This window comes from Streptomyces sp. NPDC040610 (assembly GCF_055594065.1).
In genome coordinates this window covers 367,773-382,091 of the sequence record NZ_JBVIXA010000001.1, presented here as the reverse complement: position 1 = coordinate 382,091, position 14,319 = coordinate 367,773, and the positions used below count along the sequence as shown (strand labels likewise).

Below are 14,319 nucleotides of genomic sequence, written 5' to 3'. Positions count from 1 at the left end.
GTGCTCTTTGTACGGTCGTACGAAGGCTTCGTACTCCCCGATACGGGGAACCCTACGAAGCGGCCGACCGTCAGCAACGATACCGGCACACCGGGCGGCCCCTCACGGGACGGGGGCGCGGCCGGAAGGTAGCGTCTGTGGGGGCAGCCGCCTGAACAGTCAGTAGCCAAGCTCCATCGCCGAGTTGCCCGGCTCCGCCGGGCCGCCGGGTTCCACACGACGAGTCTCTGCCCAGGGGCCGAGCTCTACCAAGGGGAAGACGCACACCTGATGCCGGACCGCAGCCTCCGCCTCCCACCGTCCTTCGCGTACGGCCCGCCCCTCGCGGACGGCCCGTCCTTCGCGGAGGGCGCGTCCGGCTCGACACGCGGGGGGCGGGACGGGTCGACACTGCTGCGGGACGGGGGCGGGCAGCCTTCGTCGCCGCCTCGGGGATCCGAGGGGGCGGGGTCGGGCGGGGCGACGGGGTCCGGTTCGTCCGGGGGCTCCGGTGGTTCTGGCAGCTCCGGTGCGTCCGGCGGTTCTGGCGGCTCCGGTGGCTCCAGCGGCTCCGGTGGCGGCTCCGCCGAGGACAATCCGTTCGCGCCGCCGCCCGAGGGCGCGCCCGAGCAGCCGTGGCAGCCGCGACGGCCCGCGGGCGGGTCGGGCGGCGACGGCTCCGGCGGCTCCGGCGGCGGTGAATCGCCGTGGGGCAGCCAGTGGAGCGACCGGCAGCCCGGGCGGTCGTCCGGCGGCGGCTTCGGCGAGCGTCCCGGCAGCCAGGGTCCCGAGGGCTCCGGCTCGGGCTCGAACGGGCAGGGCGGCGGCATGCGCTGGGACCCGACCGACCCGGCCCAGCGCCGCGCCCGCTACGCCCTCCTGTCCGGCATGTGGGCCTTCTTCTTCGCGCTGTTCGGCTGGCGGTACGTGGCGCTGCTGCTCGGCGCCCTCGGTCTCCACTGGGCCATCAGCGCCCTGCGGGCCAAGCCGAAGCTGCCGGACCCGACGGCTCCGGCGCAGGTCGGCGCGGCGGGGGCGCAGGGCGGGGCCGGGGGGAACGGCGCGGCCGGGGGTTCGCGGCCCGCGCGGGCCGGTGGCCGGCCGCAGACCACGGCGGCGATCAGCGGTCTGGTGACGGCTTCGCTCGCGCTGGCCATGGTGCTCGCCACGTTCGCCGCGCAGCTGATCTACCGGGACTACTACACGTGCCGTGACGACGCCCTGACGAACCAGTCCCGCCAGGACTGCGAGGACATGCTGCCCAAGGAGCTGCGTCCGCTGCTGACGGACCGGGACTGAGCGGGCGCCGTCCGGCGGGGTGCTGGACGGCGGTGCGCGCGCCCGGGTTGTGAACGGTCCTCCCACGGTTTCGTGGGGGGACCGTTGTGCTTGGGGCACGGCGGCGGCGCGGAAGGGTGTGGCGGGACGGCGTGGCGTGGCGGCGGCGCGGGGCTGCGCGGCAGGCGTGCGGCAACGGCGAAGGGCCCCTCACTCGTGGAGTGAGGGGCCCTTCGTCAGTGGAGCGCCCGGCAGGCCTTGCACCTACATTTCCCATCGGATGATGGGCGTCTTTCCTTGGACCACAGACGCGCGACTTCCGTGCTGTGCACCGAAGTTACACCAAGATCGTACACGAATTCCGGAGTGCTGATCAACGTCGGCCGGGGTGCGCCGCGAGGTGTCGCGGCTATGTGTCGCGGCCCGGGTCGGGGAGGAAGTCGTAGGGCTCGAAGGTGGGGGGTGGGGGTGGGGGTGTGGTGGGGGGTGGGGGTGGTGAGGGGAGGGGGGTCGGGGAGGCGGGTTCGGTGGGGGGTGCGACGTGCGTGGGGGGTACGGCGTCGGTGTGGGGCACGGTGCCGGTCGTGGGGACCGCTTCGACCGTGGGGTCCACGTCGGCTTCCGGCACGGGCTCCGGCGCCAGCTCCGGCTCCGTACGGGCAGCCACCACCCCGGCCGCACCGCCGGGCACCACCCCTGCCGTCGCCTCCCCCGCAGCCCCCTTCTGCCCGCGCCGACGCCCGCGCCACAGCCCCGCCACCCAACGCCCGATCCCCCGCTCCCCCTTGCCCTCCGCCTTGCCGTCCGCCTTGCCGTCCGCCTTGCCCTCCCCCTTGCCCTCCACCCGCACCCTCTCCGCCTTCCCCCGCGCCTCAGCCCGCGACCGCACCCGCAGCCGCCACCACCGCACACCCAGCGCCACCGGCACCCCCACGAGCCCCGTCCACACCACCGCCGCCAGGCCCGTCAGCCACCACACCGGGCCGAACTCCGCCAGGACGCCGACCCCCAGCGGCCCTCCGGCGAGACCCGCGAGCACCGCGCACATGCCGCCGCACAGCACCGCCGCCGTCCCGGCGCCCGCCGCCGTCCGGCCCGCCGACCAGGCGGATTCCCCGGCCGTCGCCGCCCGCGCCGCGAACCAGCCGAGGACGCATCCGGCCGCCACCGGCACCGCCCCCACCGCCCAGGTCAGGGGCGAGCCGGGACCGGCCTCCGGTACGGCCGCGAGCAGCGGGAACGGGGGGAGCAGCGGGGCGGCCGCCGCGTCGAGCGGTGCCACGGCCGCGCCCGTCCCGAGGACGAACCCGGGCCCGAGCCCGTACGCCGCCCCCCACACCGCGGCGTTCGGCACCAGCGCCAGCGCCAGCAGAAGCACCGCGAACCGTCCCGACCACACCGTGGTCACCGTCAGGAACGACTCCCGCACCGGGCCGCCGTGCAGCACCACCGAGACCCCGACGAGCAGCGCTCCCCCGCCCACCAGGACCGCCGTCCCCGCGACGGCCGCACGGCCCGCGCCGAGCACTCGTTCGCGTACGAGGAGACGACGTACCGCGCCTGGTACCGGCAGCGCGTCCGCCGCGCGCCGCACCGCGTCCGGCAGCGGCCCCTGCGGTCGTCCGTGCGCCGTCCACACGCCGAACCCGGCCGCCGCCACGGCGAGCACCGGCACGTGCGCCGCCGCGCTCGGCCAGGAGGGGCGCAGCTCACCGCCCGCCGCGTACACCGCCGCCGCCGTCGCCACCAGCAGATAGCCGCCGACCACGCCCGCCCACGCGGTGCGTACGCCCAGTGCCCGCTCCTCCGGGTCCGCCGCGTCGCGCGCCGCGCGGTGCACCAGCCAGGCGGGCAGGGCGGGCAGCAGCAGCGGGGTGAAGCCCACCGGCGCGGGCACGCCGGACAGCGTCTCGGTGCGGACCAGTTCCGTGCCGTGCGCGAGGAGCCACAGCGCGGCCGCCACGTGCAGCGCACCGCCCGGCCCGCTGTCCGGGTACGGCGAGCTGATCCACAGGCCCATCACCAGGACCGCGAACGCGCCGAGCCCGAGCCCCGCGGCGATCGCCCCGCCGATGACGCAGGTGCCGAGGCCGGGCGCCGCCTGCTTCCGGTAGAGCGTGAGAGAACCAGAGTCGGTCATGTCGGTCACGCGGCCATGCTCCCAACGACACGCGCTTTCATCGCGTAACGGGCGAATGCCGGATGTGTCGCTCAAGATACGTTTATGTACTTTTCCGTGCGACGGATCGGCTAGCCATGTCCCAGAGCCCTGCCGTCCCACTGCCGACCCCCAAGGAACGCCGCAGACTCCGCGAGGCGAGGTCACTGACCCAGGCCGAGGTCGCCGCGCGCATCGGCGTCAGCCGGGAGACCGTCCGCGCGTGGGAATCAGGACGCACGCATCCACGGGGGGAGCGACGGGTGGCTTATGCCCGCTTTTTGGAGGGGTTGGTGGAGGGGGCCTTGGCCGGGGCCCCGGCGGGGGGTGGGGTGGGGGCTCGGGGGGAGGGGAGGGCTGCGGTGCGGGGGCGGTCCGGGGCTGAGCCCCGGCCTGAGGCGCAGGCGCGGTCCCATGGCCGGGCCCGGTCCAAGGCGCCCACCCGTCCCGAGGCGCAGGCGCGGACCGGGACGCCGACCCTCGCGCAGGTGCAGGCGGAAGCCGAGGCGCGGGCGGAGGAGCGGGCCAAGGCCCGGGAGCTGGCCGAGGCCCGGGCCGAGGCCGAGGCCGAGGCAGCGGACCGGGCAGCCGCGTCGGCGACGGCCCCGCCCGACGAGCGCCCGACCCCCGAAGCCGCCTTCGACGCCCTCTGCGCCCGCACCGCCCCCGCCCTCGTACGGCAGGCCTACGCCCTCACCGGCCGCCGGGCCCTCGCCCAGGAGTCCGTGGAGCGCGCCTTCCAACTGGCCTGGCAACGCTGGCCCGAGGTGGCCGTGGACCGGGACCCGGCGGGCTGGGTGCGGGCGGCGGCGCACGAGTACGCGCTGTCCCCGTGGCACCGGTTCCGCCGGGCGCACCGGAGTCCGGACGTACCGCCCGCCGAGGAGACGCACCGCGCCCTGCTCGCCGCGCTCCTCGACCTGCCGCCCACGCAGCGCCGCACCCTCCTGCTCTACGACGGCGTGGGGCTCGGCCTGCCCGAGACCGCGGCCGAGACGGAGGCGAGCACCCCGGCCGCCGCGAGCCGTCTGCTGCACGCCCGCGAGGCCGTCGCCGAGCGTCTGCGTGCCGCCGACGAGCGCCCCGAGGCACTGCACGAACACCTCGGGGCGCTCGGCAGCACCGAGCGCCTGGTGGTGCCGCGCCCGGCCCGCGTCCGGATCGGCAGCGAGCGCCGGGCCCGCCTCTGGACCCGCGCGGCCATCGCCTTCACGGCCTTGATCATCGGCGCCACGGCCCTCACGGTCCGCACCGCCCCCACCCGCTACGAGCCCCCACAGTCCCCCGGCCGGGCCATCAGCGGCGTCCCCCCGAGAATGGGCCCGGGCCCCCTGTCCTACGAGGACGAAATCCTCCGCGAAAAACTCCGCAAGGAACCCACCCGGGGCCCGTCCCGCTTGGTACCGAGGGCGGAATGACTCCCCCGCCCCCTGCCTCTAACGAAAGCGGGCCCGCACCCCACGCGTGGGGTGCGGGCCCGCTTTCAACGAGCAGAAGCGTCAGCCGGCCAGGATGGCCCGCGCCAGCTTCGCCGTCTCGGTAGGCGTCTTGCCGACCTTCACCCCGGCAGCCTCAAGGGCTTCCTGCTTGGCGGCAGCCGTACCGGAGGACCCGGAGACGATGGCACCGGCGTGCCCCATCGTCTTGCCCTCGGGCGCGGTGAACCCGGCGACGTACCCGACGACCGGCTTCGTCACGTTGGCCTTGATGAAGTCGGCCGCACGCTCCTCCGCGTCACCACCGATCTCACCGATCATGACGATCAGGTCGGTCTCGGGGTCGGCCTCGAACGCGGCGAGCGCGTCGATGTGCGTCGTACCGATGACGGGGTCACCACCGATGCCGACGGCCGACGAGAAGCCGATGTCACGCAGCTCGTACATCATCTGGTACGTCAGCGTGCCGGACTTCGAGACCAGGCCGATGCGCCCCGGCTTGGTGATGTCGCCCGGGATGATGCCGGCGTTGGACTGGCCGGGCGTGATGAGCCCCGGGCAGTTCGGGCCGATGATCCGGGTCTTGTCGCCCTTCGACTTCGCGTACGCGTAGAACGCGGCGGAGTCGTGCACGGCGATGCCCTCGGTGATGACGACCGCGAGCGGAATCTCCGCGTCGATGGCCTCGACGACGGCGGCCTTGGAGAAGGCCGGCGGCACGAAGAGGACGGACACGTTGGCGCCCGTCTTCTCCATCGCCTCGGCGACGGTGCCGAAGACCGGGATCTCGGTGCCGTCGATGTCGACCGACTGGCCCGCCTTGCGCGGGTTCACGCCGCCGACGATGTTCGTGCCGTCACCGAGCATGAGCTTGGTGTGCTTCATGCCCGTGGCACCGGTCATGCCCTGGACGATGACCTTGCTGTCCTTGTTGAGGAAGATAGCCATGGTGGTCTGAGTCCCTCGTCCCTTACTTCGCAGCCGCAGCGAGCTCGGCGGCCTTGTCGGCCGCGCCGTCCATGGTGTCCACGCGCTGGACCAGCGGGTGGTTGGCGTCGCTCAGGATCTTGCGACCCAGCTCCGCGTTGTTGCCGTCGAGGCGCACGACCAGCGGCTTGGTGACGTCCTCGCCCTTGGACTTGAGGAGCTCGAGCGCCTGCACGATGCCGTTGGCGACCTCGTCGCAGGCGGTGATGCCGCCGAAGACGTTGACGAAGACGGACTTGACGTCCGGGTCGCCGAGGATGATCTCCAGGCCGTTGGCCATGACCTCGGCGGAGGCGCCGCCACCGATGTCGAGGAAGTTGGCCGGCTTCACGCCGCCGTGGTTCTCACCGGCGTACGCGACGACGTCCAGGGTCGACATGACCAGACCGGCACCGTTGCCGATGATGCCGACCTCGCCGTCGAGCTTGACGTAGTTGAGGTTCTTGGCCTTGGCGGCAGCCTCGAGCGGGTTGGCTGCGTCCTTGTCCTCGAGCGCCTCGTGCTCCGGCTGGCGGAAGTCGGCGTTGGCGTCCAGGGACACCTTGCCGTCCAGGGCCAGGATGCGGCCGTCCTTGGTCTTGACCAGCGGGTTCACCTCGACGAGGAGCGCGTCCTCGGCGACGAAGGTGTCCCACAGGGTCACCATGGCCTCGGCGACACCCTCGGCCACGTCGGCCGGGAACTTCGCCTGGGCCACGATCTCGCGGGCCTTCTCGATGTTCACGCCGTCGACGGCGTTGACCGGGACCTTCGCGAGGGCCTCGGGGGTCTTCTCCGCGACCTCCTCGATGTCCATGCCGCCCTGCACCGACGCCATGGCGAGGAAGGTGCGGTTGGTGCGGTCGAGGAGGTACGAGACGTAGTACTCCGCCTCGATCTCCGGGGACAGCTCGGCGATCATCACCTTGTGGACCGTGTGGCCCTTGATGTCCATCCCGAGGATGTCCGTCGCGCGAGCGACGGCCTCGTCCGCGGAGGCGGCCAGCTTCACGCCACCGGCCTTGCCGCGGCCACCGACCTTCACCTGCGCCTTCACGACCGACTTGCCGCCAAGCCGCTCGGTGGCCTCGCGCGCCGCCTCAGGCGTGTCGATGACTTCACCGGCCAGCACCGGTACACCGTGCTTGGCGAAGAGGTCCCTCGCCTGGTACTCGAACAGGTCCACGCGCGTCCGTCCCTTTTCAGTGATCTCGCGCCGCCGTGCAGCGGCTTCAGTCTCTGCGTGCTCTGCGTGGGCGTGCCGCGAAGGGCAACGTGACTGCGCTGTCACAAGGGAGGCGTAGCCGAAAGTCCGGTACGCGGCATGTCCGTCTCGCAGGTTATCGCCGTGGGACGTGCGTCCCTAAATCGCAGATCACATTTGCGCGGTGATGACGGTCACAGATCGCGTCCGCCGGGCGTGTCGGCCACCCCCGGTACGCTCCGTTTCCGGGCGTGCCGGGGCCTGCGGGGCGGTCGCACGGCTCGGGCCGCGAGGGGGGCGCGGTCCCTGAGAGCCGACGTTTGCGGTTGTGATCAGTCGCTGTACGCCGGTCGGCTGACGCGCGGGGCCGCCCGCCGCGCAAGCCCCTGTCACCGATGCGTGTGCGTGTCCGGTATGGGCAGCGGCCTCTTCTCGATCGCCGCCGCCATCACGTCGGGGAAGAGGTCGGGCGTACAGGCGAAGGCGGGCGCGTCCAGCGCGGCGAGCGCCGCCGCGTGCTCGCGGTCGTACGCCGGTGCCCCCTCGTCGGACAGCGCGAGCAGCGTCACGAACTGCACCCCCGACGCCTTCATCGCCGCGACCCGCTTCAGCATCTCGTTGCGGATGCCGCCTTCGTAGAGGTCGGAGATCAGGACGACCACGGTCTCGGCGGGCCGGGTGATCTGCGCCTGGCAGTACGCGAGCGCCCTGTTGATGTCGGTGCCGCCGCCGAGCTGCGTACCGAACAACACGTCCACAGGGTCGTCCAGCTGATCCGTCAGGTCCACGATGTTCGTGTCGAACACCACGAGCCGCGTACTGATGGACCGCATCGAGGCGAGCACCGCGCCGAACACGGACGCGTAGACGACGGACGCCGCCATCGAACCGGACTGGTCGATGCAGAGGATGACGTCCTTCTTCACCGACCGCGCGGCCCGCCCGTACCCGATGAGCCGCTCGGGCACCACCGTCCTGTACTCGGGCAGATAGTTCTTGAGGTTGGCCGCGATGGTGCGGTTCCAGTCGATGTCGTGGTGGCGGGGCCTGCTGACGCGGGCGCTGCGGTCGAGGGCGCCGGTGAGGGTGGCCCGGGTGCGGGTGGCGAGCTTCTTCTCCAGGTCGTCGACCACCTTCCGCACGACGGCCCGCGCGGTCTCCTTCGTGGTCTCGGGCATCGCCTTGTTCAGGGAGAGCAGCGTGCCCACGAGGTGGACGTCCGCCTCGACGGCCTCCAGCATCTCGGGCTCCAGGAGCAGCGCGGACAGGCCGAGCCGGTCGATGGCGTCGCGCTGCATGACCTGCACGACGGACGAGGGGAAGTACGTCCTGATGTCCCCGAGCCACCGCGCGACCGACGGCGCCGACGCCCCGAGCCCCGCCGAACGCCCCTCCCCGCGCTCCTTCTTTCCCCCGCCCCCGTAGAGCGCGGCCAACGCCCCGTCCATGGCGGCATCCCGCCCGGCCAGCCGACAGCCGATCCCCTCAGCCGCATCCCCACCCAGCACGAGCCGCCACCGCCGCAGCCGCTCGTCCCCGGCAGGGCCCTCCGCACTCCCCGCGTCCACGCCCACGTCCCCCATCACGCCACCCCCATCAACGAGTTCCCACGCACCCCGGCACCCCGCTCGACAGCACTGCCGTCCCCCACAGCACCACCGCTCCCTACAGCGCCCCTGCTCCCTACAGCACCACCGCGCTCCAGAGCACCGCCCCTTCCCGACCTGCTGCTCCCCGGCCCGTCGTTCCCCGGCTCCTCCCCCAGCCCCAACAACAGCCCCACCACCGGAAGCACCGCATCCGCGCGCCCCTGGTCCAACTCCACGGCGAATCCGGACGCCCCCTCGGCCGACGGCACCGCCACACCGGAGTGCCCGGGCCCCCGCCGCACCAGCTCGCCCAACGTGCGGCGCACACCCGACTCGTACGCCCCGAACGTGCGCCGCAACAACGGCAGTACGTCGACGAAGGCGTCCCCCGAGACCCCGGCGAGCCACTGGTCGACGAGCCCGAGCAACCGCTCGTCGTGCACGAGCAGCAGCCCGCCCCCGGCGCCGCCCCCGAGGAACCCCTCGATCCACGCGGCGGCCTCCCCCGGCTCGGTCCCGGGCGACAGGGCAAGCCCCACGAACCGCGCGGCCTCCCCCTCGGCCAAAACCCCGTCATCCATCAACAGCCGAGCACAGCGCCCCCGAACGCCCCCGACAACCCGCTCACCCCCAACGAGCCCCCGCAAGACCCCCTGCCACCGCCCCCGAACCCCAGCGGCCTCTCCCGTACCTCCAGCCCCTGTTCCCCCTACCGAACCAGCAGCTCCCGCTGCTTCCTCCACACCGGCAACTCCTGCTGCCTCCTCCACAGCAGCAGCTTCCGCTGTCTCCTCCGCACCAGCGGTGCCCGCAAGACCCGCTGCCCCGGCTGCCCCGGCTGCGCCCACTGTCCCCGCCGTCGTGGCCGCACCTGCTGTCCCAGCTGCATCCGCCGCGCCCACGGCGGCGGGCCCCACCTCGTCCAACGCCGACCCCGGCCCACCCGGAACCCCCGCCCGCACGGGCGTCTCCGGCCGACCCGGCCCACCCGAGCCGCCCGGGCCACCCCCGGCACCGAACTCCCCCAACAGCCCCACCGCCAGGTGCACCCCGTCCACATGCCCCCGCATGGCCTCCGCCGCCTCCGCGTCGAGGCCCACGCACGCCGGTGGCAACCCCACGAACACCCGCTCGGCGAGCCCGAGGGCCACCTCCCCCAGCGCCCCGGTGTCCGTGCCCCGCACATCCCCGTACCGCAGCGACCGCACCAGCGCGGGCAGTGCCTGCGCCAGATGCCCGACGTCGGCGTCGAGCGCGGCCCGGTCGGCGAGCACCCGCATCACCACGGGCAACGCCTCCGGAAGCTCGGCCAGCAGGCACCGCTCGGCCAACGCGGTCACCTCGGCCAGCGCCCCCGCGCCCACCGCGTCCGCCTCCGCCTTGGCGGTGGCGGCGCCCACCACGGTGGTGCCCCACACCCCGGCCTCGGCGACCCGCACCGACAGCTCGGGCTCCCACCGCAGCCGCCAGCTCTCCCGGAACGTGCCCGTGCTCCCGCGCGACTCGACCGGCTCGCCCCAGCCGACACCGAGCAGCCGCAGCCGGTGCAGCAGGCGGCTGCGCGCCGCGTCCGTGTCCTTGCGGAGGTCGAGCTCCAGCTCCCGCTCCAGCGCCTCCGGCTTGAGCCTGAGCCTGCGCTGGAGCCGGGTGAGGTCGCGCTGGAGCGGCACGGCGGGCGCCGCGTCCGGCACCTCGCCGAGGACGTCGCCGACGACCAGCCGGTCGTGCACCAGCGCGAGCGGCACGTCCGAGCCCTCGCACATCACAGCCCGCACGGCGTCCATCGTCTCCGTGAGCCCGGGCAGCGGCCGCCCCCGCATCACAGCGAGCGTGTCGGCGAGCCGCACCGCCTCGATGACGTGCGCGGACGACACGAGCCGGTCCTCGTCCCTGAGCAGCCCCGCGACCTTGGTCAGCCACCGCTCGACGGGCCGGTCGGGCGCGCTGAACAGATGCCCGTACCAGCCGGGCGAGTCGATGCCCGCCCCGTACCCACTGTGCCGGGACAGCCGCCGGTGCGTCCACGGCACCCACGTCATGTCGACCTTGACCTTGGGAAGCCCCTTGAGCAGCGCCCGGTCGGAGGCCACGGAGGTCTTCCGGCGGAGCGCGGGCACGTGCCAGGCCCCGCAGACCACGGCGACGTGCTCGGCCCCGAACTCCCGCTGCGCGGCCCGGACCTGGAGCCGCATGTACGCCTCGCGCAGCAGGTCCCGGTCGTGCCCGCCGCTGCCGTACGTCTCGCGCAGCGCGCCCATGGCCTCGCCGAGCGCCTCGAACGGCTCGAACGCGTCATCGCCGCCCGCGCGGTGCTCGACGACGTCCTCCCACCAGCGCTCCGGATCGTCGTACCCGGCGGTCTCGGCGAGCACCGCGAGCGGGTCGACCCGCACCGCCTCGGCGGTCGTGTCGGCCGTGTCAGCCGCGTCATCGGGGCGACCCGCCGCGCCCTCCTCCGCATGCCCCGGGCCGTCCCCGTCCTGGGCCCCGTCCCCCTCGCCCTCGCCGCGCGCCAGCGCATGCGCGGCCGGCAGGTCCATGAAGCGCACCGGCACCCCGCGCCGTACCGCCCACTGGATCGCCACCCACTCCGGCGAGAACTCGGCGAGCGGCCAGAACGCCGAGCGGCCCGGCTCGTCCACGATGTGCGCGAGCAGCGCGACCGGCGGGCGCATGTCGGCCTCGGCGGCCAGCGCCACGAGGCCGTCGGCCTCCGGCGGCCCCTCGATCAGCAGCACCCGGGGCTCGGCCGCGTCGAGCGCGCTGCGCACGGCCCGCGCGGAACCCGGCCCGTGGTGCCGCACACCGAGCAGCAGCGGACCCGCGCCCGCCGCCCGCGCGGCGCCCTCGCCCCCGGCGGCCGCACGCCCCTGGGCGGCCGTCATGCGCTCACCTCGCGGCAGGCGCGGTAGAAGTCCTTCCACCCGTCGCGCTCGCGCACGACCGCTTCCAGGTACTCCTGCCAGATCACGCGGTCCGCGGCGGGGTCCCGCACCACGGCGCCGAGGATGCCCGCGGCGACGTCGCCGGGGCGCAGCACGCCGTCCCCGAAGTGCGCCGCGAGGGCCAGGCCGTTGGTGACCACGGAGATCGCCTCGGCCGTGGACAGGGTCCCGCTGGGCGACTTCAGCTTCGTGCGCCCGTCGGTGGTGACACCGTCGCGCAGCTCTCGGAAGACCGTGACGACGCGGCGGATCTCGTCGATGCCGTCCGGCCCGGTCGGCAGGTCGAGGGAGCGGCCGATCTGGTCCACGCGGCGGGAGACGATGTCGACCTCGGCGTCGGCGCTCTCGGGCAGCGGCAGGACCACGGTGTTGAAGCGGCGGCGCAGCGCGCTGGAGAGGTCGTTGACGCCGCGGTCGCGGTCGTTGGCGGTGGCGATCAGGTTGAAGCCGCGTACGGCCTGGACCTCCTGGCCCAGTTCCGGGATCGGCAGGGTCTTCTCCGACAGGATCGTGATCAGCGTGTCCTGCACGTCCGCCGGGATGCGGGTCAGCTCCTCGACACGGGCCGTCATGCCCTCGGACATGGCCCGCATCACCGGGCTCGGCACCAGGGCCTCGCGGCTCGGGCCGTGCGCGAGCAGCCGTGCGTAGTTCCACCCGTACCGGATGGCCTCCTCGGGGGTGCCCGCCGTGCCCTGCACCAGGAGCGTCGAGTCGCCGCTGACCGCCGCGGCCAGATGCTCGGACACCCAGGTCTTGGCGGTGCCGGGGACGCCGAGGAGCAGCAGGGCGCGGTCGGTGGCGAGCGTGGTGACGGCGACCTCGACGATGCGGCGCGGTCCCACGTACTTCGGTGTGATCACGGTGCCGTCGGGCAGCGTGCCGCCCAGCAGATACGTCGCCACGGCCCAGGGCGAGAGCAGCCAGCGGGCCGGGCGCGGCCGGTCGTCCTGCTCGGCCAGCGCGGCGAGTTCGGCGGCGAAGGCGTCCTCGGCGTGCGGCCGCAGCGCCTGCCCGGCCGCCCCGTGCGACCCGTCCCCCTGCCCCTCCTCCACGCCCCCGGCGGACGTGGTGGCCGCCCCGGCCGACTCCACGGAAACAGTCATGTGATCCCCCTCCAGATCCTGCGTGCGTCAGTGACGCGGCGCGTGCGTCCGGGCAGCGGCAACCAGCAATGGCGGTGCTGCGCCGACGGCTTGGCCGCGATGTGTTCCACCGTGCACCACGCCACTGACAATCGCCGCCGCAACAGCCCTGACCTGCACGGACGGTGGGGCCACGGTCGAATGTCAGTGCTGGGACCTACCTTCGACTCATGACTCAGCAGGGGGTGCGCTGGACGGCGGACCAGGTGCTGGCACTGGCACCTGACGCGTCGTCGCAGAAGGCGGGAAGCAGGCTCGGCATCGCCGGGCCGTGGTCGCGGGCGGGAAGTTCCGGCGAGGGGGCCGTGTGGGGGCTGTGCAAGGGCAGCGGCAGCAAGCCGTATCAGACAGTGATAGACACGGCGGACGTGGCGGGACCCGCGTACAAGTGCAGTTGTCCGAGCCGCAAGTTCCCGTGCAAGCACGCGCTCGGCCTGCTGCTGCTCTGGGCCGGGGACCAGGGCGGCGGGCGGGCCGTGCCGGACGGGGAGCAGCCGCCGGACTGGGCGCGGGAGTGGCTGGACACGCGCCGCGAGAAAGCGACGGCGAAGCGGAGCGCGCCCGCGGCCGGTCCCGGCGCCGGGGCCTCGGCCCCCGCTGATCCGGAGGCCGCGCGCAAACGCGCGGAGCGCAGGGCGGAGCGGGTCACGGCGGGGGCCACGGAGCTGGAGCGTCGCCTGTCCGACCTGCTGCGCGGCGGCATGGCCGCGGCCGAGCAGGCGGGGTACGGCCTGTGGGAGGAGACCGCGGCCCGCATGGTCGACGCCCAGGCGCCCGGCCTGGCCGCGCGGGTGCGGGAGTTGGGCGCCGTACCGGCCTCGGGGCCGGGCTGGCCCGCCCGCCTCCTGGAGGAGTGCGCGCTGCTGCACCTGCTCACCTCGGGCTGGCTGCGCCGCGACACGCTGCCCGACACGCTGGCGGCCACGGTCCGCTCCCGCACGGGCCTGCCCGCCCCCGCACAGGGCGAGCCGCTCCGGGACAGCTGGCAGGTCCTCGCGCAGTACGACACCGCGGACAGCAAGCTGACCACGCGCCGCATATGGCTGCACGGAGAGCGGTCCGGGCACACCGCCCTGCTCCTGTCGTACGGGGCGGCGGGCCGCGCGCCCGCCCTGTCCCTGCCGGTCGGCCTGGCCCTGGACGCCGAGCTGGTCCCGCACGCCGCGGACCCGGCGTCCCGGCAGCTCCGCGCCGACCTGGGCGAGCAGTTCACGGCACCGGCCCCCACCGCGGGCCACCCGCCCGGCCTGTCGCCCGCCGAGGCGACCGCCCGGTACGGCGACGCGCTGCGCGACGACCCCTGGCTCGACACCTGGCCGGTCACCCTCGGCCGGGTCGTGCCGGTCCCGAACGGCCCGGACTGGCAACTGGCCGACGCCGACAGCGAGACGGCCCTGCCGATCGCGCGCTCCGCCGTGTCCCGGGCCGGGCTGTGGCGCCTGGTGGCCCTCTCCGGAGGCGCCCCGCTCACGGTCTTCGGCGAATGCGGCCACCGGGGCTTCACCCCGCTGGCCGCGTGGCCGCACACGACGGCGGAGACCGTACGGCTGTGACGCGCGACCAGAGGACCGAAGCAGGAACCGAAGCAAGGACCGAGGCAAGAGACGAGAAGGAGGGGG

At 74.2% G+C, this 14,319-nt stretch carries 9 protein-coding genes; 3 read left to right on the top strand and 6 right to left on the bottom strand.

Features of this window, described 5'->3' with window-relative positions; all coding sequences use genetic code 11:
• Positions 1-270: 270 nt before the first annotated feature.
• A complete protein-coding gene (locus ACZ6AA_RS01850; RefSeq protein WP_468450840.1) occupies positions 271-1,278 on the top strand; it encodes a hypothetical protein in 1,008 nt (335 codons plus the stop codon).
• A 388-nt stretch (positions 1,279-1,666) separates the two neighbouring features.
• Here the strand turns inward: ACZ6AA_RS01850 and ACZ6AA_RS01845 are convergent, their stop codons facing one another.
• The gene (locus tag ACZ6AA_RS01845; protein ID WP_471456587.1) at positions 1,667-3,397 is read right to left on the bottom strand and encodes a cell division protein PerM; all 1,731 of its coding nucleotides are present in this window, start codon (positions 3,395-3,397) and stop codon (positions 1,667-1,669) included.
• A 116-nt stretch (positions 3,398-3,513) separates the two neighbouring features.
• Here ACZ6AA_RS01845 and ACZ6AA_RS01840 point away from each other — a divergent pair, with 116 nt between their 5' ends.
• Positions 3,514-4,833: a helix-turn-helix domain-containing protein gene (locus ACZ6AA_RS01840; protein ID WP_471455731.1), complete on the top strand. Its 1,320-nt coding sequence runs from the start codon at positions 3,514-3,516 to the stop codon at positions 4,831-4,833.
• 81 nt (positions 4,834-4,914) lie between these two features.
• Here ACZ6AA_RS01840 and sucD read toward each other — a convergent pair whose 3' ends face one another.
• The 5 genes from sucD to ACZ6AA_RS01815 all read right to left on the bottom strand — a co-directional run bounded on the left by sucD (position 4,915) and on the right by ACZ6AA_RS01815 (position 12,661).
• On the bottom strand, positions 4,915-5,799 hold the full coding sequence (sucD, locus tag ACZ6AA_RS01835) for a succinate--CoA ligase subunit alpha (RefSeq protein ID WP_468450836.1): 885 nt from the start codon (positions 5,797-5,799) through the stop codon (positions 4,915-4,917).
• Positions 5,800-5,821: 22 nt separating this feature from the next.
• A complete protein-coding gene (gene sucC, locus ACZ6AA_RS01830; protein WP_468450834.1) occupies positions 5,822-7,003 on the bottom strand; it encodes an ADP-forming succinate--CoA ligase subunit beta in 1,182 nt (393 codons plus the stop codon).
• A 407-nt stretch (positions 7,004-7,410) separates the two neighbouring features.
• Positions 7,411-8,604 carry a VWA domain-containing protein gene (locus ACZ6AA_RS01825; RefSeq protein ID WP_468450832.1) on the bottom strand — a complete coding sequence of 398 codons (1,194 nt, stop codon included), beginning with the start codon at positions 8,602-8,604 and terminating at the stop codon, positions 7,411-7,413.
• A complete protein-coding gene (locus tag ACZ6AA_RS01820) occupies positions 8,604-11,495 on the bottom strand; it encodes a DUF5682 family protein (RefSeq protein ID WP_471455730.1) in 2,892 nt (963 codons plus the stop codon). Before ACZ6AA_RS01820 ends, ACZ6AA_RS01825 begins: the two co-directional genes overlap by 1 nt.
• A complete protein-coding gene (locus ACZ6AA_RS01815; RefSeq protein WP_471455729.1) occupies positions 11,492-12,661 on the bottom strand; it encodes an ATP-binding protein in 1,170 nt (389 codons plus the stop codon). Before ACZ6AA_RS01815 ends, ACZ6AA_RS01820 begins: the two co-directional genes overlap by 4 nt.
• A 209-nt stretch (positions 12,662-12,870) precedes the next feature.
• Between ACZ6AA_RS01815 and ACZ6AA_RS01810 the strand changes: the two genes are divergently transcribed.
• Positions 12,871-14,253 carry an SWIM zinc finger family protein gene (locus tag ACZ6AA_RS01810; protein ID WP_471455728.1) on the top strand — a complete coding sequence of 461 codons (1,383 nt, stop codon included), beginning with the start codon at positions 12,871-12,873 and terminating at the stop codon, positions 14,251-14,253.
• The last annotated feature ends 66 nt before the right edge of the window (positions 14,254-14,319 follow it).

Excerpts from the sequence above, each read along its gene's own strand:
- ACZ6AA_RS01840 (WP_471455731.1), top strand. The coding sequence starts at position 3,514 with ATGTCCCAGAGCCCTGCCGTCCCACTGCCGACCCCCAAGGAACGCCGC.
- ACZ6AA_RS01810 (WP_471455728.1), top strand. The coding sequence starts at position 12,871 with ATGACTCAGCAGGGGGTGCGCTGGACGGCGGACCAGGTGCTGGCACTG.
- ACZ6AA_RS01825 (WP_468450832.1), bottom strand. The coding sequence starts at position 8,604 with ATGGGGGACGTGGGCGTGGACGCGGGGAGTGCGGAGGGCCCTGCCGGG.
- ACZ6AA_RS01815 (WP_471455729.1), bottom strand. The coding sequence starts at position 12,661 with ATGACTGTTTCCGTGGAGTCGGCCGGGGCGGCCACCACGTCCGCCGGG.
- ACZ6AA_RS01845 (WP_471456587.1), bottom strand. The coding sequence starts at position 3,397 with ATGACCGACTCTGGTTCTCTCACGCTCTACCGGAAGCAGGCGGCGCCC.
- ACZ6AA_RS01850 (WP_468450840.1), top strand. The coding sequence starts at position 271 with ATGCCGGACCGCAGCCTCCGCCTCCCACCGTCCTTCGCGTACGGCCCG.
- ACZ6AA_RS01820 (WP_471455730.1), bottom strand. The coding sequence starts at position 11,495 with ATGACGGCCGCCCAGGGGCGTGCGGCCGCCGGGGGCGAGGGCGCCGCG.
- sucD (WP_468450836.1), bottom strand. The coding sequence starts at position 5,799 with ATGGCTATCTTCCTCAACAAGGACAGCAAGGTCATCGTCCAGGGCATG.